Annotated in this window: 16 protein-coding genes and 1 pseudogene; 5 read left to right on the forward strand and 12 right to left on the reverse strand. The window is 65.0% G+C overall.

The window, feature by feature from the left end; all coding sequences use genetic code 11:
- Nucleotides 1-3 precede the first annotated feature (3 nt).
- Nucleotides 4-435 carry an OsmC family protein gene (locus U5L98_RS05480; RefSeq protein WP_322557338.1) on the forward strand — a complete coding sequence of 144 codons (432 nt, stop codon included), beginning with the start codon at nucleotides 4-6 and terminating at the stop codon, nucleotides 433-435.
- A gap of 117 nt (nucleotides 436-552) precedes the next feature.
- Here the strand turns inward: U5L98_RS05480 and U5L98_RS05485 are convergent, their stop codons facing one another.
- Nucleotides 553-1,245, reverse strand: coding sequence for a gamma-glutamyl-gamma-aminobutyrate hydrolase family protein (locus tag U5L98_RS05485; protein WP_322557339.1), 693 nt, complete (start codon nucleotides 1,243-1,245; stop codon nucleotides 553-555).
- The gene (locus tag U5L98_RS05490; protein ID WP_322557340.1) at nucleotides 1,242-2,237 is read right to left on the reverse strand and encodes an amidoligase family protein; all 996 of its coding nucleotides are present in this window, start codon (nucleotides 2,235-2,237) and stop codon (nucleotides 1,242-1,244) included. Before U5L98_RS05490 ends, U5L98_RS05485 begins: the two co-directional genes overlap by 4 nt.
- Before the next feature lie 194 nt (nucleotides 2,238-2,431).
- Here U5L98_RS05490 and U5L98_RS05495 point away from each other — a divergent pair, with 194 nt between their 5' ends.
- Nucleotides 2,432-4,687 carry a mechanosensitive ion channel family protein gene (locus tag U5L98_RS05495; protein WP_322557871.1) on the forward strand — a complete coding sequence of 752 codons (2,256 nt, stop codon included), beginning with the start codon at nucleotides 2,432-2,434 and terminating at the stop codon, nucleotides 4,685-4,687.
- Nucleotides 4,688-4,692: 5 nt separating this feature from the next.
- Nucleotides 4,693-6,177 (forward strand): hypothetical protein, encoded by a 1,485-nt coding sequence (locus tag U5L98_RS05500; RefSeq protein ID WP_322557341.1) that lies wholly within the window; start codon nucleotides 4,693-4,695, stop codon nucleotides 6,175-6,177.
- A 161-nt stretch (nucleotides 6,178-6,338) separates the two neighbouring features.
- On the opposite strand, the gene U5L98_RS05505 is transcribed toward U5L98_RS05500, so the two are convergent.
- The 7 genes and pseudogenes from U5L98_RS05505 to U5L98_RS05535 form a co-directional block, all read right to left on the reverse strand.
- Nucleotides 6,339-6,632, reverse strand: coding sequence for a helix-turn-helix domain-containing protein (locus U5L98_RS05505; RefSeq protein WP_322557342.1), 294 nt, complete (start codon nucleotides 6,630-6,632; stop codon nucleotides 6,339-6,341).
- A gap of 26 nt (nucleotides 6,633-6,658) precedes the next feature.
- The gene (locus U5L98_RS05510; protein ID WP_322557343.1) at nucleotides 6,659-6,850 is read right to left on the reverse strand and encodes a type II toxin-antitoxin system RelE/ParE family toxin; all 192 of its coding nucleotides are present in this window, start codon (nucleotides 6,848-6,850) and stop codon (nucleotides 6,659-6,661) included.
- Nucleotides 6,851-6,898: 48 nt separating this feature from the next.
- Nucleotides 6,899-7,639, reverse strand: a complete 741-nt coding sequence (locus tag U5L98_RS05515; RefSeq protein WP_322557344.1) for a dienelactone hydrolase family protein — start codon at nucleotides 7,637-7,639, stop codon at nucleotides 6,899-6,901.
- 51 nt (nucleotides 7,640-7,690) lie between these two features.
- A complete protein-coding gene (gene cdd / locus U5L98_RS05520) occupies nucleotides 7,691-8,113 on the reverse strand; it encodes a cytidine deaminase (RefSeq protein ID WP_322557345.1) in 423 nt (140 codons plus the stop codon).
- Nucleotides 8,110-8,844 (reverse strand): purine-nucleoside phosphorylase, encoded by a 735-nt coding sequence (gene deoD / locus U5L98_RS05525; protein ID WP_322557346.1) that lies wholly within the window; start codon nucleotides 8,842-8,844, stop codon nucleotides 8,110-8,112. Before deoD ends, cdd begins: the two co-directional genes overlap by 4 nt.
- On the reverse strand, nucleotides 8,844-9,620 hold the full coding sequence (gene deoC / locus U5L98_RS05530) for a deoxyribose-phosphate aldolase (protein WP_322557347.1): 777 nt from the start codon (nucleotides 9,618-9,620) through the stop codon (nucleotides 8,844-8,846). Before deoC ends, deoD begins: the two co-directional genes overlap by 1 nt.
- Before the next feature lie 153 nt (nucleotides 9,621-9,773).
- Nucleotides 9,774-10,035, reverse strand: a pseudogene (locus tag U5L98_RS05535) (Na+ dependent nucleoside transporter N-terminal domain-containing protein); the annotation flags it as partial.
- A 209-nt stretch (nucleotides 10,036-10,244) separates the two neighbouring features.
- On the opposite strand from U5L98_RS05535, the gene U5L98_RS05540 reads away from it, so the two are divergent.
- A complete protein-coding gene (locus U5L98_RS05540) occupies nucleotides 10,245-10,928 on the forward strand; it encodes a CBS domain-containing protein (protein ID WP_322557348.1) in 684 nt (227 codons plus the stop codon).
- Nucleotides 10,929-11,046: 118 nt separating this feature from the next.
- On the opposite strand, the gene U5L98_RS05545 is transcribed toward U5L98_RS05540, so the two are convergent.
- The 3 genes from U5L98_RS05545 to pta form a co-directional block, all read right to left on the reverse strand.
- Complete coding sequence (locus tag U5L98_RS05545; RefSeq protein ID WP_322557349.1) at nucleotides 11,047-12,183, reverse strand: aminotransferase class V-fold PLP-dependent enzyme; 1,137 nt, start codon at nucleotides 12,181-12,183, stop codon at nucleotides 11,047-11,049.
- Between the two features lie 96 nt (nucleotides 12,184-12,279).
- Nucleotides 12,280-12,882, reverse strand: a complete 603-nt coding sequence (locus U5L98_RS05550) for a class I SAM-dependent methyltransferase (RefSeq protein ID WP_322557350.1) — start codon at nucleotides 12,880-12,882, stop codon at nucleotides 12,280-12,282.
- A 111-nt stretch (nucleotides 12,883-12,993) separates the two neighbouring features.
- Nucleotides 12,994-15,171: a phosphate acetyltransferase gene (gene pta, locus U5L98_RS05555; protein WP_322557351.1), complete on the reverse strand. Its 2,178-nt coding sequence runs from the start codon at nucleotides 15,169-15,171 to the stop codon at nucleotides 12,994-12,996.
- 146 nt (nucleotides 15,172-15,317) lie between these two features.
- Here pta and U5L98_RS05560 point away from each other — a divergent pair, with 146 nt between their 5' ends.
- Entirely contained in the window at nucleotides 15,318-16,310 is a 993-nt protein-coding gene (locus U5L98_RS05560; RefSeq protein WP_322557352.1) for a DMT family transporter, read from the forward strand.
- Nucleotides 16,311-16,323: the final 13 nt, after the last annotated feature.

The raw sequence follows: 16,323 nt of genomic DNA on the forward strand, positions 1-16,323 counted from the left end.
GACATGAGCATCAATAAATCTGGCAGTGCTGTCTGGCAAGGCGGTCTCAAGGATGGCAAGGGGACAGTGTCCACCCAGAGCGGCGTTCTCCAGGACGTTTCCTACAGCTTCGCCAAGCGTTTCGAGGGCGAGTCAGGTTCCAACCCGGAGGAGCTGCTCGGCGCCGCGCATGCGAGCTGCTACTCCATGGCCCTGTCGATGATCCTGGGGGAGGCCGGCCTGACTGCCGAGCGTATCGCCACCGAGGCGAAGGTGTCTCTGGATGAAGTCGAGGGCGGTTTCGCCATTTCCGCCGTTCATCTCGAGACCGTGGCGAAGATCCCGGGTGCCGATGAGGCGGCCTTCCAGGATGCGGCCAACAAGGCCAAGGAAGGGTGCCCTGTCTCCAAGTTGTTCAACGCCGAGATCACCCTGCAGGCCAAGCTCGAAAGCTGAAACTGGCCCCCGGCCGTGTAGCCGGGTGTCAGGCAGCATAAACACCGGAGCCACCCTGGGGTGGCTCCGGTGTCTTTTCTGGGGTATTGCTCTTTTCCCTAGGGGCTGCTCTCGTCCCTAAGATGAGGGCGATGACATCCCGCGCCGGGCGGCCTTTACCAGAGCGCGGATCAGGCGTTGCTGGGGGCGGTTGAATACCAGCCACTCGGGGTGCCACTGCACTCCGATCAGAAATTCATGGTCGCGGGACTCGATGCCCTGCACCAGACCGTCGCGGTCTCGGGCAACGATCTCGATGCCCTTTCCCGTCTTTTGCACCGCCTGATGGTGCAGGCTGTTGATGCGACACCAGCTCACCTTGAGGATGCGATGCAGTTGGGTGTCGGCGATGATGTCCACCGTCTTGCGCGGCAGTACCGTGCGCCGTCGCTTGAGTCCTTCATGGGTGGTGTAGATGTCCGGGTCCAGGGTGCCGCCCTGGTAGACGTTGATCAACTGAGCGCCACGGCAGATGCCCAGCACCGGCTTGCCCAGCGGAATGAAGCGCTCCAGCAGCTCGAGCTCGAGTTCGTCGCGCTGCGGGTCGAGGCGGACGTCCAGGCCTATCTCGCCGCCGTAGAGGTGGGCCTGGATGTCGTCGCCGCCGCCGATGATCAGGCCATCGAGTGCCTCGGGGAAGGGGCGCATGGGCGACAACCGCCGCGGCCGGCCACCGTGCCGCCAGATGGCAAACCAGTCGAACCACCAGGCGATCCGGCTCTTGGCATCGGAGGTGGTGATGCCGATCAGGGGACGCGTCGCGAGGCTCATTGGCGAGACACCCAACGGCGCAGCCGAGTCAGCCAGCGGCGCGGTGCCGAGGGCCGATGACGGGCGAGAAACTGTTCACTGCGCTCGGCCAGCGTCGCCGGCGTGGTGGCCAGACGCTCCACCTCCAGCCAGCGATTCCACTCGGCGACCGCCCCCCAGCCCGGTTCGGAAAGCTGGGCATTGGGCAGACGGTAGTGGAAGGTCGGGCGCGCCTTGACCAGCTTGTTGCGCAGTAGCTCGTGGGGATGGTCTGGGCGTAGATGGGAGAACAGCGGCAACATGTCCAGTTCGCGATTGCGTGTCGGGTTGTCGGCCAGGTAGTCGTCGATCAGGGTGTCCACGTCCGGGGCGTAATCCGGGTCGAGCACTCTGAGGGCATAGGCCCGCGGAAACGGATTGGCATGCGGCAGCACTTCCCGGGTGATGTCTACGTGAATCTGCTCGCGCAGCCAGGCGGCGGTCAGCATGTAGGCGCGCAGGTAGGCCAGCACGCTCCCTGCCTCGAGGCTCGGTACTTCGGGGTTGAGATGCAGGCCGAAGCCGTAGAGGATGCTGGCATCGGTGCCCTTGGCGCCCCGGTGGCGCAGCGCTTCGAACATGGCGTCGAGGTCTTCCAACTCGTCCCAGGGCACCGGGGGGCAGACGATCTCGGTGGGCACCAAGCCGGTGACCACATCGCCGATCAGTTCCCGGGTCCGGGTATGGAAATCCAGGCGCATGCGTTCCCATTCGCTGTCGCCAATGGCATCGGCACTCATGATGGTCTCGTCCGGATGAGCGTACTGCGTGTCCAGCTCGATCCCGAACTCACCCCAGCGGGTGTCGGTTACCTTGAGGCGATGGGGGCTGCGCACCTCTACCTTGCCGCCGAACAACTCGCGCACGAGCTCTGCTGTTTCCTTGGGTGGCAGGCCAGCGAACTCGATCTCGACGCCGACGCAACGGGTCTTGCCGTCTGCATTGCGGGGTTCAGGTGGCGATTGGGGCGTCATGACGGCATCCTGTAAGGCACATAGGCGGCATCCTACCATACTGCCTCGGGAATCATGATGCGGCCCGGGCCGCTGCCCGTCCGCTAGAGAGGCGAAATTCAAGGGAAACGAAATGCCAGGGAGTAGAAAGAGTGCCTGAAGCGAAACGCCCGTTCGTTGTCGTTCGCGGCCTGCTGACGGGGCTGCTGCTGTTGATGCTGTTGACGACGGTGGCTTCCGCCCAGTCGCCGTCCCTGTCTAGCCTGACACCGGGGAGCGGCAACGAGTCGGCATCCCACGACCCCCAGGCCTTCCAGGCTTCCCTGGAAGAGGTGATCACCACTCTCGAGGATGCCGAGCAGCGCCAGGCACTGCTTGAGAACCTGCGTCAGTTGCAGCAGGCCCATGGTCCTGCCGCCGAGGAGGCGGGTGTCGTGCGTCCTCAGGGTTTGCTCGGTGCCCTGGCAGAGACCATAAGCGAGCTCGGTGACCAGGCCGAGGATGGCCAACTGCCATTGGCTGAGTGGCAGCGTCAGCTGAAACAGGGGTGGTCCGACCTGGCTGCCCTGATGGTCCAGACCGGTAATGCGGAGCTGCTGCGCTTCGTCATCGAGTTAACCGTGTTGCTGGTGATCTGGGTCGGGCTGCTGGTGATACTGATCGCCCTGGGACGACTGCTGGCCAGGCGCCGGGGCTGGCCCCTGGACCTGCCCCGGGACCCTCCTGCCGGGCTGCTGGTGGTCCATTTCCTGCGCCGCATGCTGCCCTGGGCGCTGGCATTCCTGCTGGTGCTGGGTATCGCCCAGCTGGTACCGGAGAGCTCGGGGCGCACCGCGACCCTGGTCATCGCCTATGTGACCCTCTGCGGGCGGACCCTCTCGGTGGTGGTGGAGACGGTGATCTCGGTGTTCACCAACGGCCACCGCTTCATCGCCGTGCAGATCCTGCAGCAGCAGAGCCTGAGGCCGCTCTTTGTCATCGGGGCGCTGATCGCGCTAGGCGATGCCTTCAATTCAGCCCGGCTGACGGAAATCATCGGCGACGACCTGGCAAGCCTGATGTCGGTGCTGGCCAATGTGCTGGCGGCGCTGATCAGCGGGCGCTTTATCCTGCGCTTCAAGCGTCCGATCAAGCATATGATCCGCAATCGCCCTTATACACTGCGGCGCGACAGAGGCAGCTCCTCCGAAGTGGTGCGGCTGGTGGGCGGCCTTTGGCATGTACCGGCGCTGCTGCTGGTGGGGGGCTCGTTGCTGGCGATCTTCATCACCGGGGGCGACGTGGGCACGGCATTGGCCCGTTCCATTATCTCGGCGTCGCTACTGGTGCTGACACTTGTGGTCACCGGTCTGATCCGTCGGCATGGTGAGCGGCGTTCCAAGGTGCGTCGGCAGAGCGAATATCGCAAGCGCCTGGAACGTTTCGGCTATGCGCTGGCTCATGTGCTCGCCTGGATCGCCTTTGCCGAGCTCTCGCTCCAGGTATGGGGGGCCTCGCTGATCGGCATCGGTCAGCAGGGGGTAGCCAGCGTGCGTATCGGCCAAGCCCTGCTGGCCATCGGCTTTACCGTACTGCTGGCCTGGTTGATCTGGATCTTCGCCGATACCGCCATCCAGCGCGCCCTGACCAGCCCGGCGCGTGCTCGGGGGCGCCGGGTCAATCTGGCCCGCGCGCAGACCATCACGCCCATGATCCGCAACATCATCTTCGCCACCATCGTGATCGTCGCTTCCATCGTCGGGCTGGCCAACCTGGGGGTGAACGTCACACCGCTGCTGGCCGGTGCCGGGGTGATCGGTCTGGCCGTCGGTTTCGGCGCCCAGACCCTGGTCCAGGATTTGATCACCGGCATCTTCATCCTCATCGAGGATTCGCTGGCCGTGGATGACTTCGTCAAGATCAACAGCCATATGGGTACCGTCGAGGGTCTGACCCTGCGCACCGTGCGCCTGCGCGACCTGGATGCCGTCGTCCATATCATCACCTTCAGTCGCATCGAATCCATCCACAACATGTCGCGCCAGTTCGGCATCGCCCTGATGCGGGCCCGCATTCCCTTCGATATGAAAATCGACGATGCCACCACCCTGATGCAGGAGACCGCCATGGCGCTGCGCAAGGATCCGATGATGCGCCACCACATCTGGTCGCCGCTGGAGATGCAGGGCATCGACAGCTTCGAGGACGGCTGCGCCATCCTGCGCATGCGCTTTCGCACGGCGCCGGAGATGCAGTGGGACGTGGCACGGGCCTTCAACCTGCTGCTCAAGCAGCGCATGGAGACGCAGTCCGTCGACCTCGGCGTGCCACGGCTGAGTGTGAGCATGGAAGGACAAGGCGGAGGCCGCCTGGACGGGACCGGTGAGGGCGCCGAGGCGCGCGATGCCAGCGGTCGGGAGCCCGGCGAGGCCGGGGTTGCTGACCCTGCCGGTGATACCAGTGCCCGGGGCAGCTCCCCGGATCCCGCCTAGTCCAGATGGCGACTCACTCGATCACGGTCGAGCGCCGGGACAGCCTGCATCTCAAGGTCTCCCGCGTGCTTCGCGAGGAGACCTCCCACCGTCTGGATGTGTTCCTCTTCGTGCCCGCCGAGCTTGGTCTGAATCCTCATTTGCTCTCGGAGGAGGCGTTCTATCACGGCGCTATCCATGTCAAGCGGACCTACTACAGCGACCGCCACCGGCTACCGCTAGTGATGAGCCGCCTGGCGGGCAAGCGCCTCGACGCCGACCAGTATCGCCTGGGGTTGAGCCTCTACGCCTACCAGTACGTGGTGGCACTGGAGCGCTCCACTCAGTCTCTGCTGGAGCTCTCGCGTCGGGTGCGGAAGGTGGAGAAGCGCGGCGACGACAGTGCCAAGAAGGCTCCGGCGCCCGCCCAGAGCACCACGGCGCAGGATGACGAGCTGGTCGACCGGCTGCGTACCCGGCTCGAGGAGACCGCCGACCTGGCCCTGGGCATTCTCGGCCGCCTGCGCCGACAGGAGCCGGAGGACGAGAGCCTGCATCGCTACTATGCCAACATCGATAACTACCTTTCCTGGCTCACCGAGCAGAACCTGCTGGCGCTGGTCGCCCAGCTGCCGCGGGGCAACGACTACCGGGCGATCCGCGAGCGCCTGCTGGCAATCTGCCGTGTCGAGATCGAGCATCGCCGCGCCCGGGAGTACAACTCCGAGCGGGTCACCCGTGACCCGACCCGGATGTCCAACAAGATGCGCCTGCTGCGGCGGCTGATCGAGTATCCTGTGACCCTCAAGCAGCGCAGCCAGGAGCTCGGCGGCGGCGAGCAGAAGGCGGTGAAGGCCTTCGCCACGGCGGTGGTGATGGTCTTCGTCTCACTGGGCCTGCTGCAGGCTCGGGCGGCCTTGGGCGACATCACCGCGCTCTTCGTGCTGACCCTGGCGGTGATCTATGCGCTGCGTGAGGTGTTCAAGGACGACCTGCGCATCACTTTATGGCGCTGGCTGCGCAGCGGTCGTCCCAAGTGGCGGCGCCGCTACCTCGACCCCACCAGCAATGCCGTCCTGGGGCGCCAGCTCGAGTGGTTCGACTACCAGCGCTACGCCCGGCTCGACGAGGAGATCCGCCGGGTGCGCAAGCGCAACCTGGCCCAGCGCGAGGAGGTGGTGCTGCATTACCGCTCCAGCTCGCGCATGTCGCCGACCCGCTTCCTCAGCGGCTATGACCGCACCCGCGAGACCCTGACCCTGGACCTCTCTTCGCTGGCACGGCTGATGGACAAGGGCAGCCACGATGTTTACCGGCTCGAGGAGAAGGGGCAAGTAGCTCGCGAACCGGTGGAAAAACGCCACCTGATCAACCTGGTGATCCGCGAGGTGGAGGGCGACGGCGCGCCGCTGCTGCAGCGCTGGAAGATCGTCATGAGCCGCTCGCGCATTGTCGATGTGGAGCTGGTCCACGAGGAGGGTCCGGGGCACGAGGCCAAGCCGGGGGACTGAGCCGCTGCACACTGAGGCCGGATCCATCCCTTCGTCAGCCCTCTTCATGAATCAATCAGGGGATTGTCTTTTATGGGCCGTCCATAGCAGAGGTATGGCCGTTTTCTTTACATACGCCGACCGCCCCTCCAGGAGGCCCTGGAGGGGCGTTTTGATCGCTGTCAGGCGGCTACTTCCTTCTTGTCCTCAATCTCCAGCTCGAGATGGAAGTGAGCCGGCCCCGTCAGGTTGACCAGGGCGTCCAGACTGAACTTGTTGATGCGGCCGTTCAGCAGGTCGTTTAGGCGAGGCTGGGTGATGCCCAGGCGGTGCGCGGCCTCTTTCTGAGTGATGCCCCATTCCCGGAAACGGCCGGCGATCTTCGCCATGAGCTCGGAGCGCAGACGCATGTTCAGCGCCTCCTCGGGAGTGTCCTCGATGGCATCCCACACGCTGTCGTAATACTCGATGGCCATGATGTTACCTCACTTGGTGGCCGGGCTCAGGGCAGCTCCTTGTATCGCTGCTTACCCAGGTCGATGTCTTTCTTGGCGGTCTTCTGGGTCTTCTTCTGGAAGCAGTGGAGCACGAATACCGCGTCGCCCCGATTGGCCACGTAGAAGACCCGAAAAGCACCATAAACCTGATCGGAAAATACCCCATTTCCTCCTTCAAAGGTGTTTGCTGTTGCCATTGTGGGCGCGCCTTGCTTGATCGCTGACCGGAGGCCGCGAAGGGCGCGTTACAGCGTCTCCGCCAGGAGCATGGCGAGTCGCTTGTGGTGCAGGGCATCGGCGGTTGCGTCATAGGAAGGGGCGTCCTTGGCGGTGAAGCCGTGGGCCGCTCCCTTGTAGAGCTCCGTGGTGAAGTGCACGCCGGCCTGGGCCAGCGCCTCGTCCATGCGGGCGATCTGCTCGGGAGGCAGCAGCGCATCCTGGTCGGCATGGCCGAAATAGACCCGCGCCTCGATGGTATCGACCCCATGCACGGGACTGTCGGGGTCGTCGGCCTGCGCCAGGCCAGCCGAGTGAAAGCCGGCCGCGGCGGCCACGCGGCCGGGGTGTTGGGCCGCCATGCGCAGTGCGAAGGCGCCGGTCATGCAGTAGCCGACCACACCCACCTTGCCGTGTGCGAACTCGGCTTCGCTATCGAGGCATTCCAGCAGGGCGGCGAAGTCTCGGCGCTGTGCCTCGGGTGTCAGGTGGGCGGCATACGCGAGCAGGGTCGGCCGCACGTCCGGGTCACGAAAGGACTTGCCCTCCGGTACCACGGTGCCCGCTGCGTCGCGATAGTAGAGGTTGGGCATCAGCACGGCGTAGCCGTTGTCCGCGATCCGCTGGGCCTTCTCGAGATAGCAGGGGCGCAGGCCGCCGATATCGGTGAACAGCACCACCGGCGGTAGCGGGCCGGCGGCGTCATCGGGCGAGACGATATGGGCGTCGATGGTGCCGTCGGCGGCGGGAATGTCGATGTCGCGAAACATGAGCAGGCTCCAGAAATACCATGGTGAATGATGACAGCGTAGCGGCTGCCACTACTCTTGCAGGGCCTCGGGACTCAGGTTCTCGGGCCCGAAGGCGTCCGGCAGCAGCGCCTCCATGTCGTACTCCTTGAGCAGCCGGCCCTCGGCATCCACCACCCGGATGCGGGTCTCGGGGGTGGCAAACTCGCAGATGCGCTGGCGGCAGTCGCCGCAGGGCGTGCACAGGTGCCGGCCGGGGCCGATCACCCAGACCTCGCGCAGCTGACGTTCGCCGGCGCTGGCCATGGCGGTGATGGCCGAGGCTTCGGCGCAGATCCCCTTGTAATGGGCCACCTCCACGTTGGCGCCGGCGTAGCGAGTGCCGCTCTCGCTGATCACCAGGGCGCCCACCGGGTGGCGGGAGTAGGGCGCATAGGCGCGGTCGCGCACTGTCAGCAGCGCCGCGATGATGGTGGGATCGGTGGCATCGTTCATGGCATTACCTCCCGGGCGGCATCATCGCGAAGCACGCTTTCCAGAGCTATCTCCATCATCTCGTTGAATGTGTTCTGGCGCTCTTGGCTTCCCAGTGAATCGCCCTTGAGAATATGGTCCGAGACGGTGCAGATGGTGGCGGCTCGGGCGCCGAACTCGGCGGCCACCCCATAGAGGCCGGCAGCCTCCATCTCCACGCCGACGATGCCGTAGCGCCTGAGCAGCTCGGCGGTCTCGGGTCGCGGGTCGTAGAACAGATCCGCCGAGAAGAGGTTGCCGATCCTCGTCATCACGCCGAGGTCATCGGCGGCATCGGCCAGGGCACGGGTCAGGGCGAAGTCGGCGATAGCAGCGAAGTCCATGCCGCCGAACCGCGTCCGATTGACCCCCGAATCGGTGCAGGCGCCAAGGCCGATGACCACGTCACGCAACGCCATGTCGTCGCGAACCGCACCGCAGGAGCCGACGCGAATCAGCGTCCTGACGTCGTATTCGGTGATCAACTCCTTGGCATAGATGGAGACCGAGGGGATGCCCATGCCGTGGCCCATCACAGAGATCTCGCGGCCCTTGTAGGTGCCGGTATAGCCGGACATGCTGCGCACCGTGTTGACCTGACGGACCTCGTCGAAAAAGGTCTCGGCGATGTACTTTGCGCGCAGTGGGTCGCCGGGCATCAGCACGGTATCGGCGAAGTCGCCGCGCTCGGCATTGATATGGGGCGTGGCCATCAATAGTCCCCGGATGTCGCGTTGCCTCCGTCGTCGGCACGCAGGGTTTCCAGCAGGTTGCCGAGCAGCCCCGAGGCGCCGAAGCGCATGTGGGCGGGCGTGATCCATGCGACGCCCATCAGGCGCTCGGCGAGCTGCAGGTAGGCCAGGGCGTCTTCGACGGTGCGCACGCCGCCGGCGGCCTTGAAGCCTACGTCGCGGCCGCTGTCTCGTATGGCGGTGAGCAGGATCTCTGACGCTTCCAGAGTGGCATTGATCGCTACCTTGCCGGTGGATGTCTTGAGGAAGTCGGCGCCGCCCTCCAGGGCCAGCTCACTGGCGCGGCGGATCAGGGCCGGATCCTTCAGCTCGCCGGTTTCCAGGATCACCTTGAGCAGGGCATCGCCGGCGGCCTGCTTGCACGCCGCGACCAGTTCTCGGCCGGTTTCCTCATCGCCGGCCATCAGGGCGCGCCAGGGGAAGACCACGTCCACCTCATCGGCGCCAGAGGCCGCTGCAGCGCGGGTCTCCCGGGCGGCCGCCATGATGTCGTCGCCGCCGTGGGGGAAGTTGGTGACGGTGGCCACCTTGACGATGCCCTCGAGGCCATGAGCCTTCAGCGCACGGCGTGCGGTTACCACGAAGGCTGGGTAGATGCAGACCGCCGCCGGGGTGCCGGCGGGCGTCTTGGCACTCTGGCAGAGCGCCTCGATGGTGGCGTCGCTGTCGTCGTCGTTGAGGCTGGTGAGGTCCATCAGCGCCAGGGCCTGGCGCGCGGCTTGCTGTAGTTCGGTCATGGAGTCGTCCTGTAAGCGGGGTTGTCGGAGCCGCGGCAGTCGCCGCGGCGCGTGCCGGTATCGTCAGCCATCCTCCTCAACCACCTTTCTCAGCCACCTTTCTCAGCCAACCAGGGCGAGAAAGAAGTCGACGGTCGAGGTCGACATCCGGTTGGAGAGGGTGCCGGCCGGCACCGAGGCCAGCCCGCCACACAGTACTGCGAACAGCTGCGAGGGGGGCATGCGGGCAATGAAGGGGCGTACCACCAGTGGTGCTTCGACCTGGCCGACGGCGTCCGAGAAGGTCTTGAGCACCACCTGGCTGAAGGGCACATACAGCACGAAGTCACCGACCGGCCTGGATGGCGAAGGCGCCGACGACGCTCCGCATGCGGATAGCGCGCCGATTGTAGGAAAAGACGAGGGCGATGACCATGGGGTTTACTTTAAGGAGGTCGACGAGGTCATCACCGACGGCAAGATCGAGGCACTGCTCCAGGAAGTGGGCAGGCCCGCACCGGATGCCCGGCCTGACGCGAGCCGCAGAAAACTGTCCGGAATCAAGGCAGAGCGGGCAAAGAGTTGCTAACTTGTAAGGCACGAGACACACAATTTTGTCAGTTTATTGTCCGGAGACCGCATCCCATGCAAGCTGCAGACGTCATGACCACCAACGTGATCACCGTTACCTCTGACACTGAAGTCAGCGAGATCGCCAGCCTGCTGGTAGAGCATGGCATCAGTGCCGTGCCGGTGATCGATGCCGACGACAAGGTACTCGGTATCGTCAGCGAGGGAGATCTGATGCGCCGAGTCGAGAATGACTCGGATCAGCACAAATCCTGGTGGCTGAAGCTCTTCGGTGGAGGCAGCAACGCCGTGGATTACGTCAAGAGCCATGGCCGCAAGGCCAGTGAGATCATGACGCCGACCCCGCTCACCATCAACGAGGACGAGCCGCTACACCGTATCGCCTCGCTGCTCGAGAAGCGTCGTATAAAGCGTGTGCCGGTGGTGAGAGACGGCAAACTGGTGGGCATCGTCAGCCGCTCCAACGTGCTTCGCGGCTTCTCGGTGAACCGCCAGCCGACCGCTGGCGGTGATGACCGCGATATCCGTGATGCCATCCTCAAGGAGGTGGACGACAACACCGGGGTGATGGTCGACCGGCTCAACGTCATCGTGGCCGACGGCAAAGTACAGCTGTGGGGGCTGGTGGACAGCAAGGAGCAGCGACAGGCCGTGCAGGTCGCGGCGGAGAACATTGCCGGTGTAACGGAGGTGGAGAACAATCTGGGATTCATGCCACGGGGCATGGGCGGTTACTGAGGCCTCCCGGCCTTGAAGCATACCGACGCGTACTACAGCAAGCGGGGCGGCCAGATGGCCGCCCCGCTGTCATGAGAGGCACTATCTCCTCGCCTTGAGGAGGGCGCGCCACGACGGTCTATTCGTCGGCGCCCTGCACCTTGGCCAGGGCCGTTTCCAGGCTCTCCAGAGTCCGCTCCGGATGGTGGAGCTTGTCGAGGCCGAACAGGCCGATGCGGAAGGCGCGATAGTCCTCGCCCTCGTCACACATCAAGGGGACCCCCGCAGCCACCTGGACGCCGGCGGCAAGAAACTTGCCGACGATGCCTTCGTCCTCGGTGTAGCAGACCACCACGCCAGGCGCCTCGAACCCCGGTGCTGCCACGCTGCGGAAACCGTGCTCGCCGAGCATGCCGCGCACCCGTCGCCCGACCTCCCACTGCTCGTCACGCACCTTGTCGAAGCCGTACTGCCGGGTCTCGCGCATCACGTCGCGCAGCTGGCGCAGGCCGTCGGTGGGCAGGGTGGCGTGATAGGCGTGGCCACCGGCCTCGTAGGTTTCCATGATCGACAGCCACTTCTTGAGATCGCATGCGAAGCTGGTGCTGGTGGTCTCCTCGATGATTTCTCGCGCCTGGCGAGATAGCATCACCATCCCGCAGCAGGGGCTGGCGCTCCAGCCCTTTTGTGGAGCACTGACCAGCACGTCGATACCGATGTCCTGCATGTCGACCCAAAGGGTGCCGGAGGCGATGCAGTCGAGCACGAAGAGCCCGCCCTGCTCATGAATGGCGTCAGCGATCTGGCGCAGGTAGTCGTCCGGCAGCAGCATGCCCGAGGCGGTTTCCACATGGGGGGCGAACACGATATCGGCCTGCTGGTCATGGATCGACTCGACCACCTCCTCGATGGAGGGCGGAGCGAAGGGCGAGGTCGGGTCCTCCTCGTCGAGTCGACGCGCCTTGAGCACGTTGACCTCGGCGGGAATCTTGCCCATCTCGAGGATTTGGCTCCAGCGATAGCTGAACCAGCCGTTGCGGATCACCAGACAGGTGCGATCATTGGCGAACTGGCGCGCCACGGCCTCCATGCCGAAGGTCCCGCTGCCGGGGACGATCACCGTCGAATGCGCGTTGTAAACCTCCTTCAGGGTAGAGGAGACGTCACGCATCACATCTTGAAAGCTCTTCGACATGTGGTTCAGTGCGCGATCAGTGTAGACCACCGAATACTCGAGCAGTCCATCGGGGTCGACATCGGGTAGCAAGCCGGCCATTTTGTTCTCCGTGTTGGTGTTCAGGGCCTTTTGCGTTCAGGCCGTTCGTGTCCAGAGGATATTCCGATTCCCTTCGTCGGGCCAGCGTGGGGCGTTTCAGGGGTGGCAGTAGTAAAGTCGCGCCGGGAGCACGTTGAGCGGCTCGAAATCGCACTCCACCTTGGAAAAGACGCGGCGCAGGTCGGGCAATACTTTGGAGGAGAACTGGTAGATCAGCATGGAGCCTTTTGGCGAGAGCGCTTCCAGGCTACGCATGAGGATGGACTCGCGGGTCATTGCCGGCATGGTGCTGAACGGGATGCCGGCCAGCACGTAGTCGGCCGCGGGCAGGCCCAAGCGGTCCAGTTCGGCCTGGATCGTCTCGGCGGAGCCCTTGACGACTTGCAGTCGAGGGTCGGGGAGCGACTGCTCGAGACAATCGACGAAGTCCTGGTTGGTCTCGAGCACTACCAGGGTCGATTCCGGAGGCATGCGGCGCAGGAGTTCCTTGGTGATGGTTCCGACCCCGGGCCCGTACTCGACGACGACCCGCGCTTGCTGCCAATCGACCCGGTCGAGTAGGCGCTTGACCAGAAAAGAGGAGCTGGGAATGATCGATCCCAGCATCTGGGGGTGTTTGAAGAAATTTCGCGCGAACAGCGACAATTGTGAGTGTTGCGCGGGTCCAACAGCGCCTTTCGGTCGGTCATGTGCCGTCATGGGTAGTCTCCTGTATTTGGACGGAATATGCCTCGACTCTAGGCCAGTGGGAGCGAGCGGGAAAGCCAGTGTGTTGATTTCACCCTCGATGACGTCGATTTGCGGCGGTACTCAACCACGCTGGGCGGCCTGGATCGCGGTCAGGGCGATGGTATAGATGATGTCATCGACCAGGGCGCCGCGGGACAGATCGTTCACCGGTTTGTTGAGGCCCTGCAGCATGGGGCCGACGCTTACCACGCCGGCGCTGCGCTGGACCGCCTTGTAGGTAGTGTTGCCGGTGTTGAGATCGGGGAAGACGAAGACCGTGGCACGCCCTGCCACCGGGGAATCGGGCGCTTTCTGGCGGCCAACGCTCTCGATGGCGGCGGCGTCGTACTGCAGCGGACCGTCGATGCACAGCGAGGGCTCGCGCTCTCGGGCGATGCGCGTGGCCTGGCGTACCTTGTCCACGTCGGCGCCGCTGCCGGACTCTCCGGTGGAGTAGCTGATCATGGCCACTCGAGGTTCGATGCCGAAGGCCGCGGCGGAGCGAGCGCTCTGGATGGCGATCTCGGCCAGGGCCTCGGCGTCCGGATCCGGGTTCACTGCACAATCGCCATAGACCACCACTTGCTCGGGCAGCAGCATGAAGAAGATCGACGATACCAGTCGATAGTTCGGCGCCGTCTTGATCAGCTGGAAGGCCGGGCGCACGGTATTGGCAGTGGTGTGGATCGCTCCGGAGACGAGACCGTCCACCTCGTCCTTGGCCAGCATCATGGTGCCGAGCACCACGTTATCCTGCAGCTGATCCTTGGCGGTCAGCGTGTTGAGCTTGTCGGGGCGACGCTCGACCATCGGTTGCACATAGTCCCGTCGGATGTCGGCGGGATCGAGGATCTCGAGGTCCTCGGGCAGCACGATGCCGCGCTGGCGGGCGACTTCCTCGACTTCTTCGCGCCTTGCAAGCAGCACGCAGCGGGCGATGCCGCGCTGCTGGCAGATCACGGCGGCCTCTACGGTGCGCGGCTCGCTGCCCTCGGGTAGCACGATGCGCTTGCTCGCCTGCTGGGCCAGCTTGACCAGTTGATGGCGGAAGGCAGCCGGGGAGAGTCGGCTCGGATAGCCGCGGCTGAGGCTCTCCTTGAGCCACTGTAGATCGAGGTGGCCGGCGACGAAGCGTGTTACCTGCTCGGCCCGCTCCGGATCATCGATGGGAATGTCGTTGGCCATGCGATCGAGACGCTGGGCCGTGGCGAAGCTGTCGGAGTCTACCGCCATTACCGGCAGTCCGCTGCGCAGCGCGGGCCGGCAGAAATCGATCATGGCGTCATCCGGCAATTCGCCGTGGGACAGCAGAATACCCGCTAGCGGCACGCCGTTCATGGTCGAGAGCGCCGCGGCCAGCAGGATGTCGTCACGATCTCCGGGGGTGACCAGCAGGCGGCCGGGACGGAACACGTGCAGGGCATGGGAGGCGCTGCGCGCGCACAGGCTGGTGCCCAGCACACGGCGGCTGGCGGCCTCGCCTTCGTGCAGGAAGCGAGCCTCCAAGGCCCGGGCGACGTCCAGCACACGTGGCGCGGAGAGGGTCGCATGCCAGGGCACGGCGCCAATCAGATGGAAGCGTTCGCTGCCCAAGGCGGGCAAGTAGCGGCGCAGGCTGGCGACCAGCTGCTCGTCACGCTGGGCGGTGAGCTCGGGGGCCGCCAGGGAGCTGGAAGTCTCGCCGTCCGGCAGCGGGCGCAGCCGCATCAGGATACAACCCAGGGTACGCGACGAATCGGCGCCATCGAAGGCCTGCGCATGCATGTCGAGCCGTTCCGCCAGGCCCTGGGGATCGCTCAGGTCGCCGTCGGCGACCAGGATGGTGCGCGCGTTGAGGGCATGGGCCAGCTGGGCATTGAGCTGTGTCGCGTAGCTGCTGTGCTGGCTGGGCGCCAACCCTTCGATCACCACCAGCTCGGGGGCCTTGCCAGCGTCCGGGGAAGCGACCCGAGCATGGCGCTCAACGGCCTCCTCCATCAACTCGTCGGTGCGATCTTCACGCAGCAGGCGCTCAAGCCGTGCCTGGTTGAGCGGTGCCGGGGTTTCCAGGCCCAAGGTGCTGGTCGCCAGGGCACAGGAGCGATCCGGCCCGTTGCCATTGAGTTCATCCTGTCGGAACGGCTTGAGAAAGCCAGCCTTGAGCCCGAGGGTATCCAGCGCACGGATCAGGCCGAGGCAGGCCGAGGTCAGGCCTATGCCACTGTCGGTGGGTACCAGCAGCAGGTTGCGTGGCTCGGAACGATGGTCAAGCGGGGTCATGGTGGCTCTCTCGCAGCAGCTGGCGGGTTTTCTCGGCGATACGCCCTCCTTCTACCGGGTCGTACATCGACACCCTTGGATGGTTTGATGTTGACTTTAGTCTAACATGGCACCGCCGCCGTTGGTCACATACTCGAGCGGCAGCCATGATGATCGGCAGCGCCGTTGCTCGGCCGATCCGCCACACCCTGCACGGAAGCCGTGACATGTCGAACCTCGATACCGCTTCAGCGGCGCCCGCTCCCTTCCCCAGGCCTCTGGCGCTGCTGCTGATGTGCGGCATGGCGACGCTTTTCGCCTCCAACCATGTGGCCGCCCGGGTCGCCTTCGACGCGGGTACTGGATTGCTGCTGGCGATCCTGGTTCGCTCCGGCGTGGCACTGGCGATTCTTGCCTGCCTGGTGGTGATACAGCGAAAGCCCTTGTCGCTGCCGGCGGGCACGCGCCCCTGGCAGCTGCTGGTGGGCCTGCTGGTGGCGGTGCAGAGCCTTTGCCTCTATTCGGCGGTGGCGCGCATCCCGGTGGTGGTAGCGCTGCTGCTGATGAACACTCTGCCGATCCAGCTGGCGCTGCTCAGTTGGGCACTGGGCGGCCCCCGGCCTACTGCACGGGCCGCCCTGATCATGGGCGTCATTCTGGTCGGCCTGGTGGTGGTGCTGGACGTGCCATCCTGGATCGGCGAGCCAGAGGCCATGGGGTCCGAGTGGCTTGCCGGGGTGGGGTTCGGCCTGGCCGCCGCCGCGGCGTTTGCCTGCGCACTGTGGATCACCGAGCATCGACTCGCCAAGGTGGGCAGTACGCTGCGCACCCTGCTGACCATGCTCACGGTATTGGTGAGCATGCTGGTGGCCGGCGGTCTGGGGCTGGTGCCGGGCGGTCTGGCATTGCCGCACTCGCTGCATGGCTGGATGGGGCTCGCGGCCCTGGGGCTGTTCTATGGGGTGGCCTTCTCGACGTTGTTCATCTGCGTGCCCCGCCTGGACATGGCCCGCAATGCGCCGGCCATGAATATGGAGCCGGTGGCGGCTCTGGTGCTGGGCTATGTGGTGCTGGGACAGGCCCTCTCGCCGGTGCAGCTGGTGGGCGGCGGCATTGTGGTGGCGGGGATCGTGGTGCTGGGGCTGTCAAAGCGAGCGTAATGGGCACAAGCGA

This window comes from Halomonas sp. (assembly GCF_034520545.1).
In the GTDB taxonomy this organism is placed as follows: Bacteria; Pseudomonadota; Gammaproteobacteria; order Pseudomonadales; family Halomonadaceae; genus Halomonas.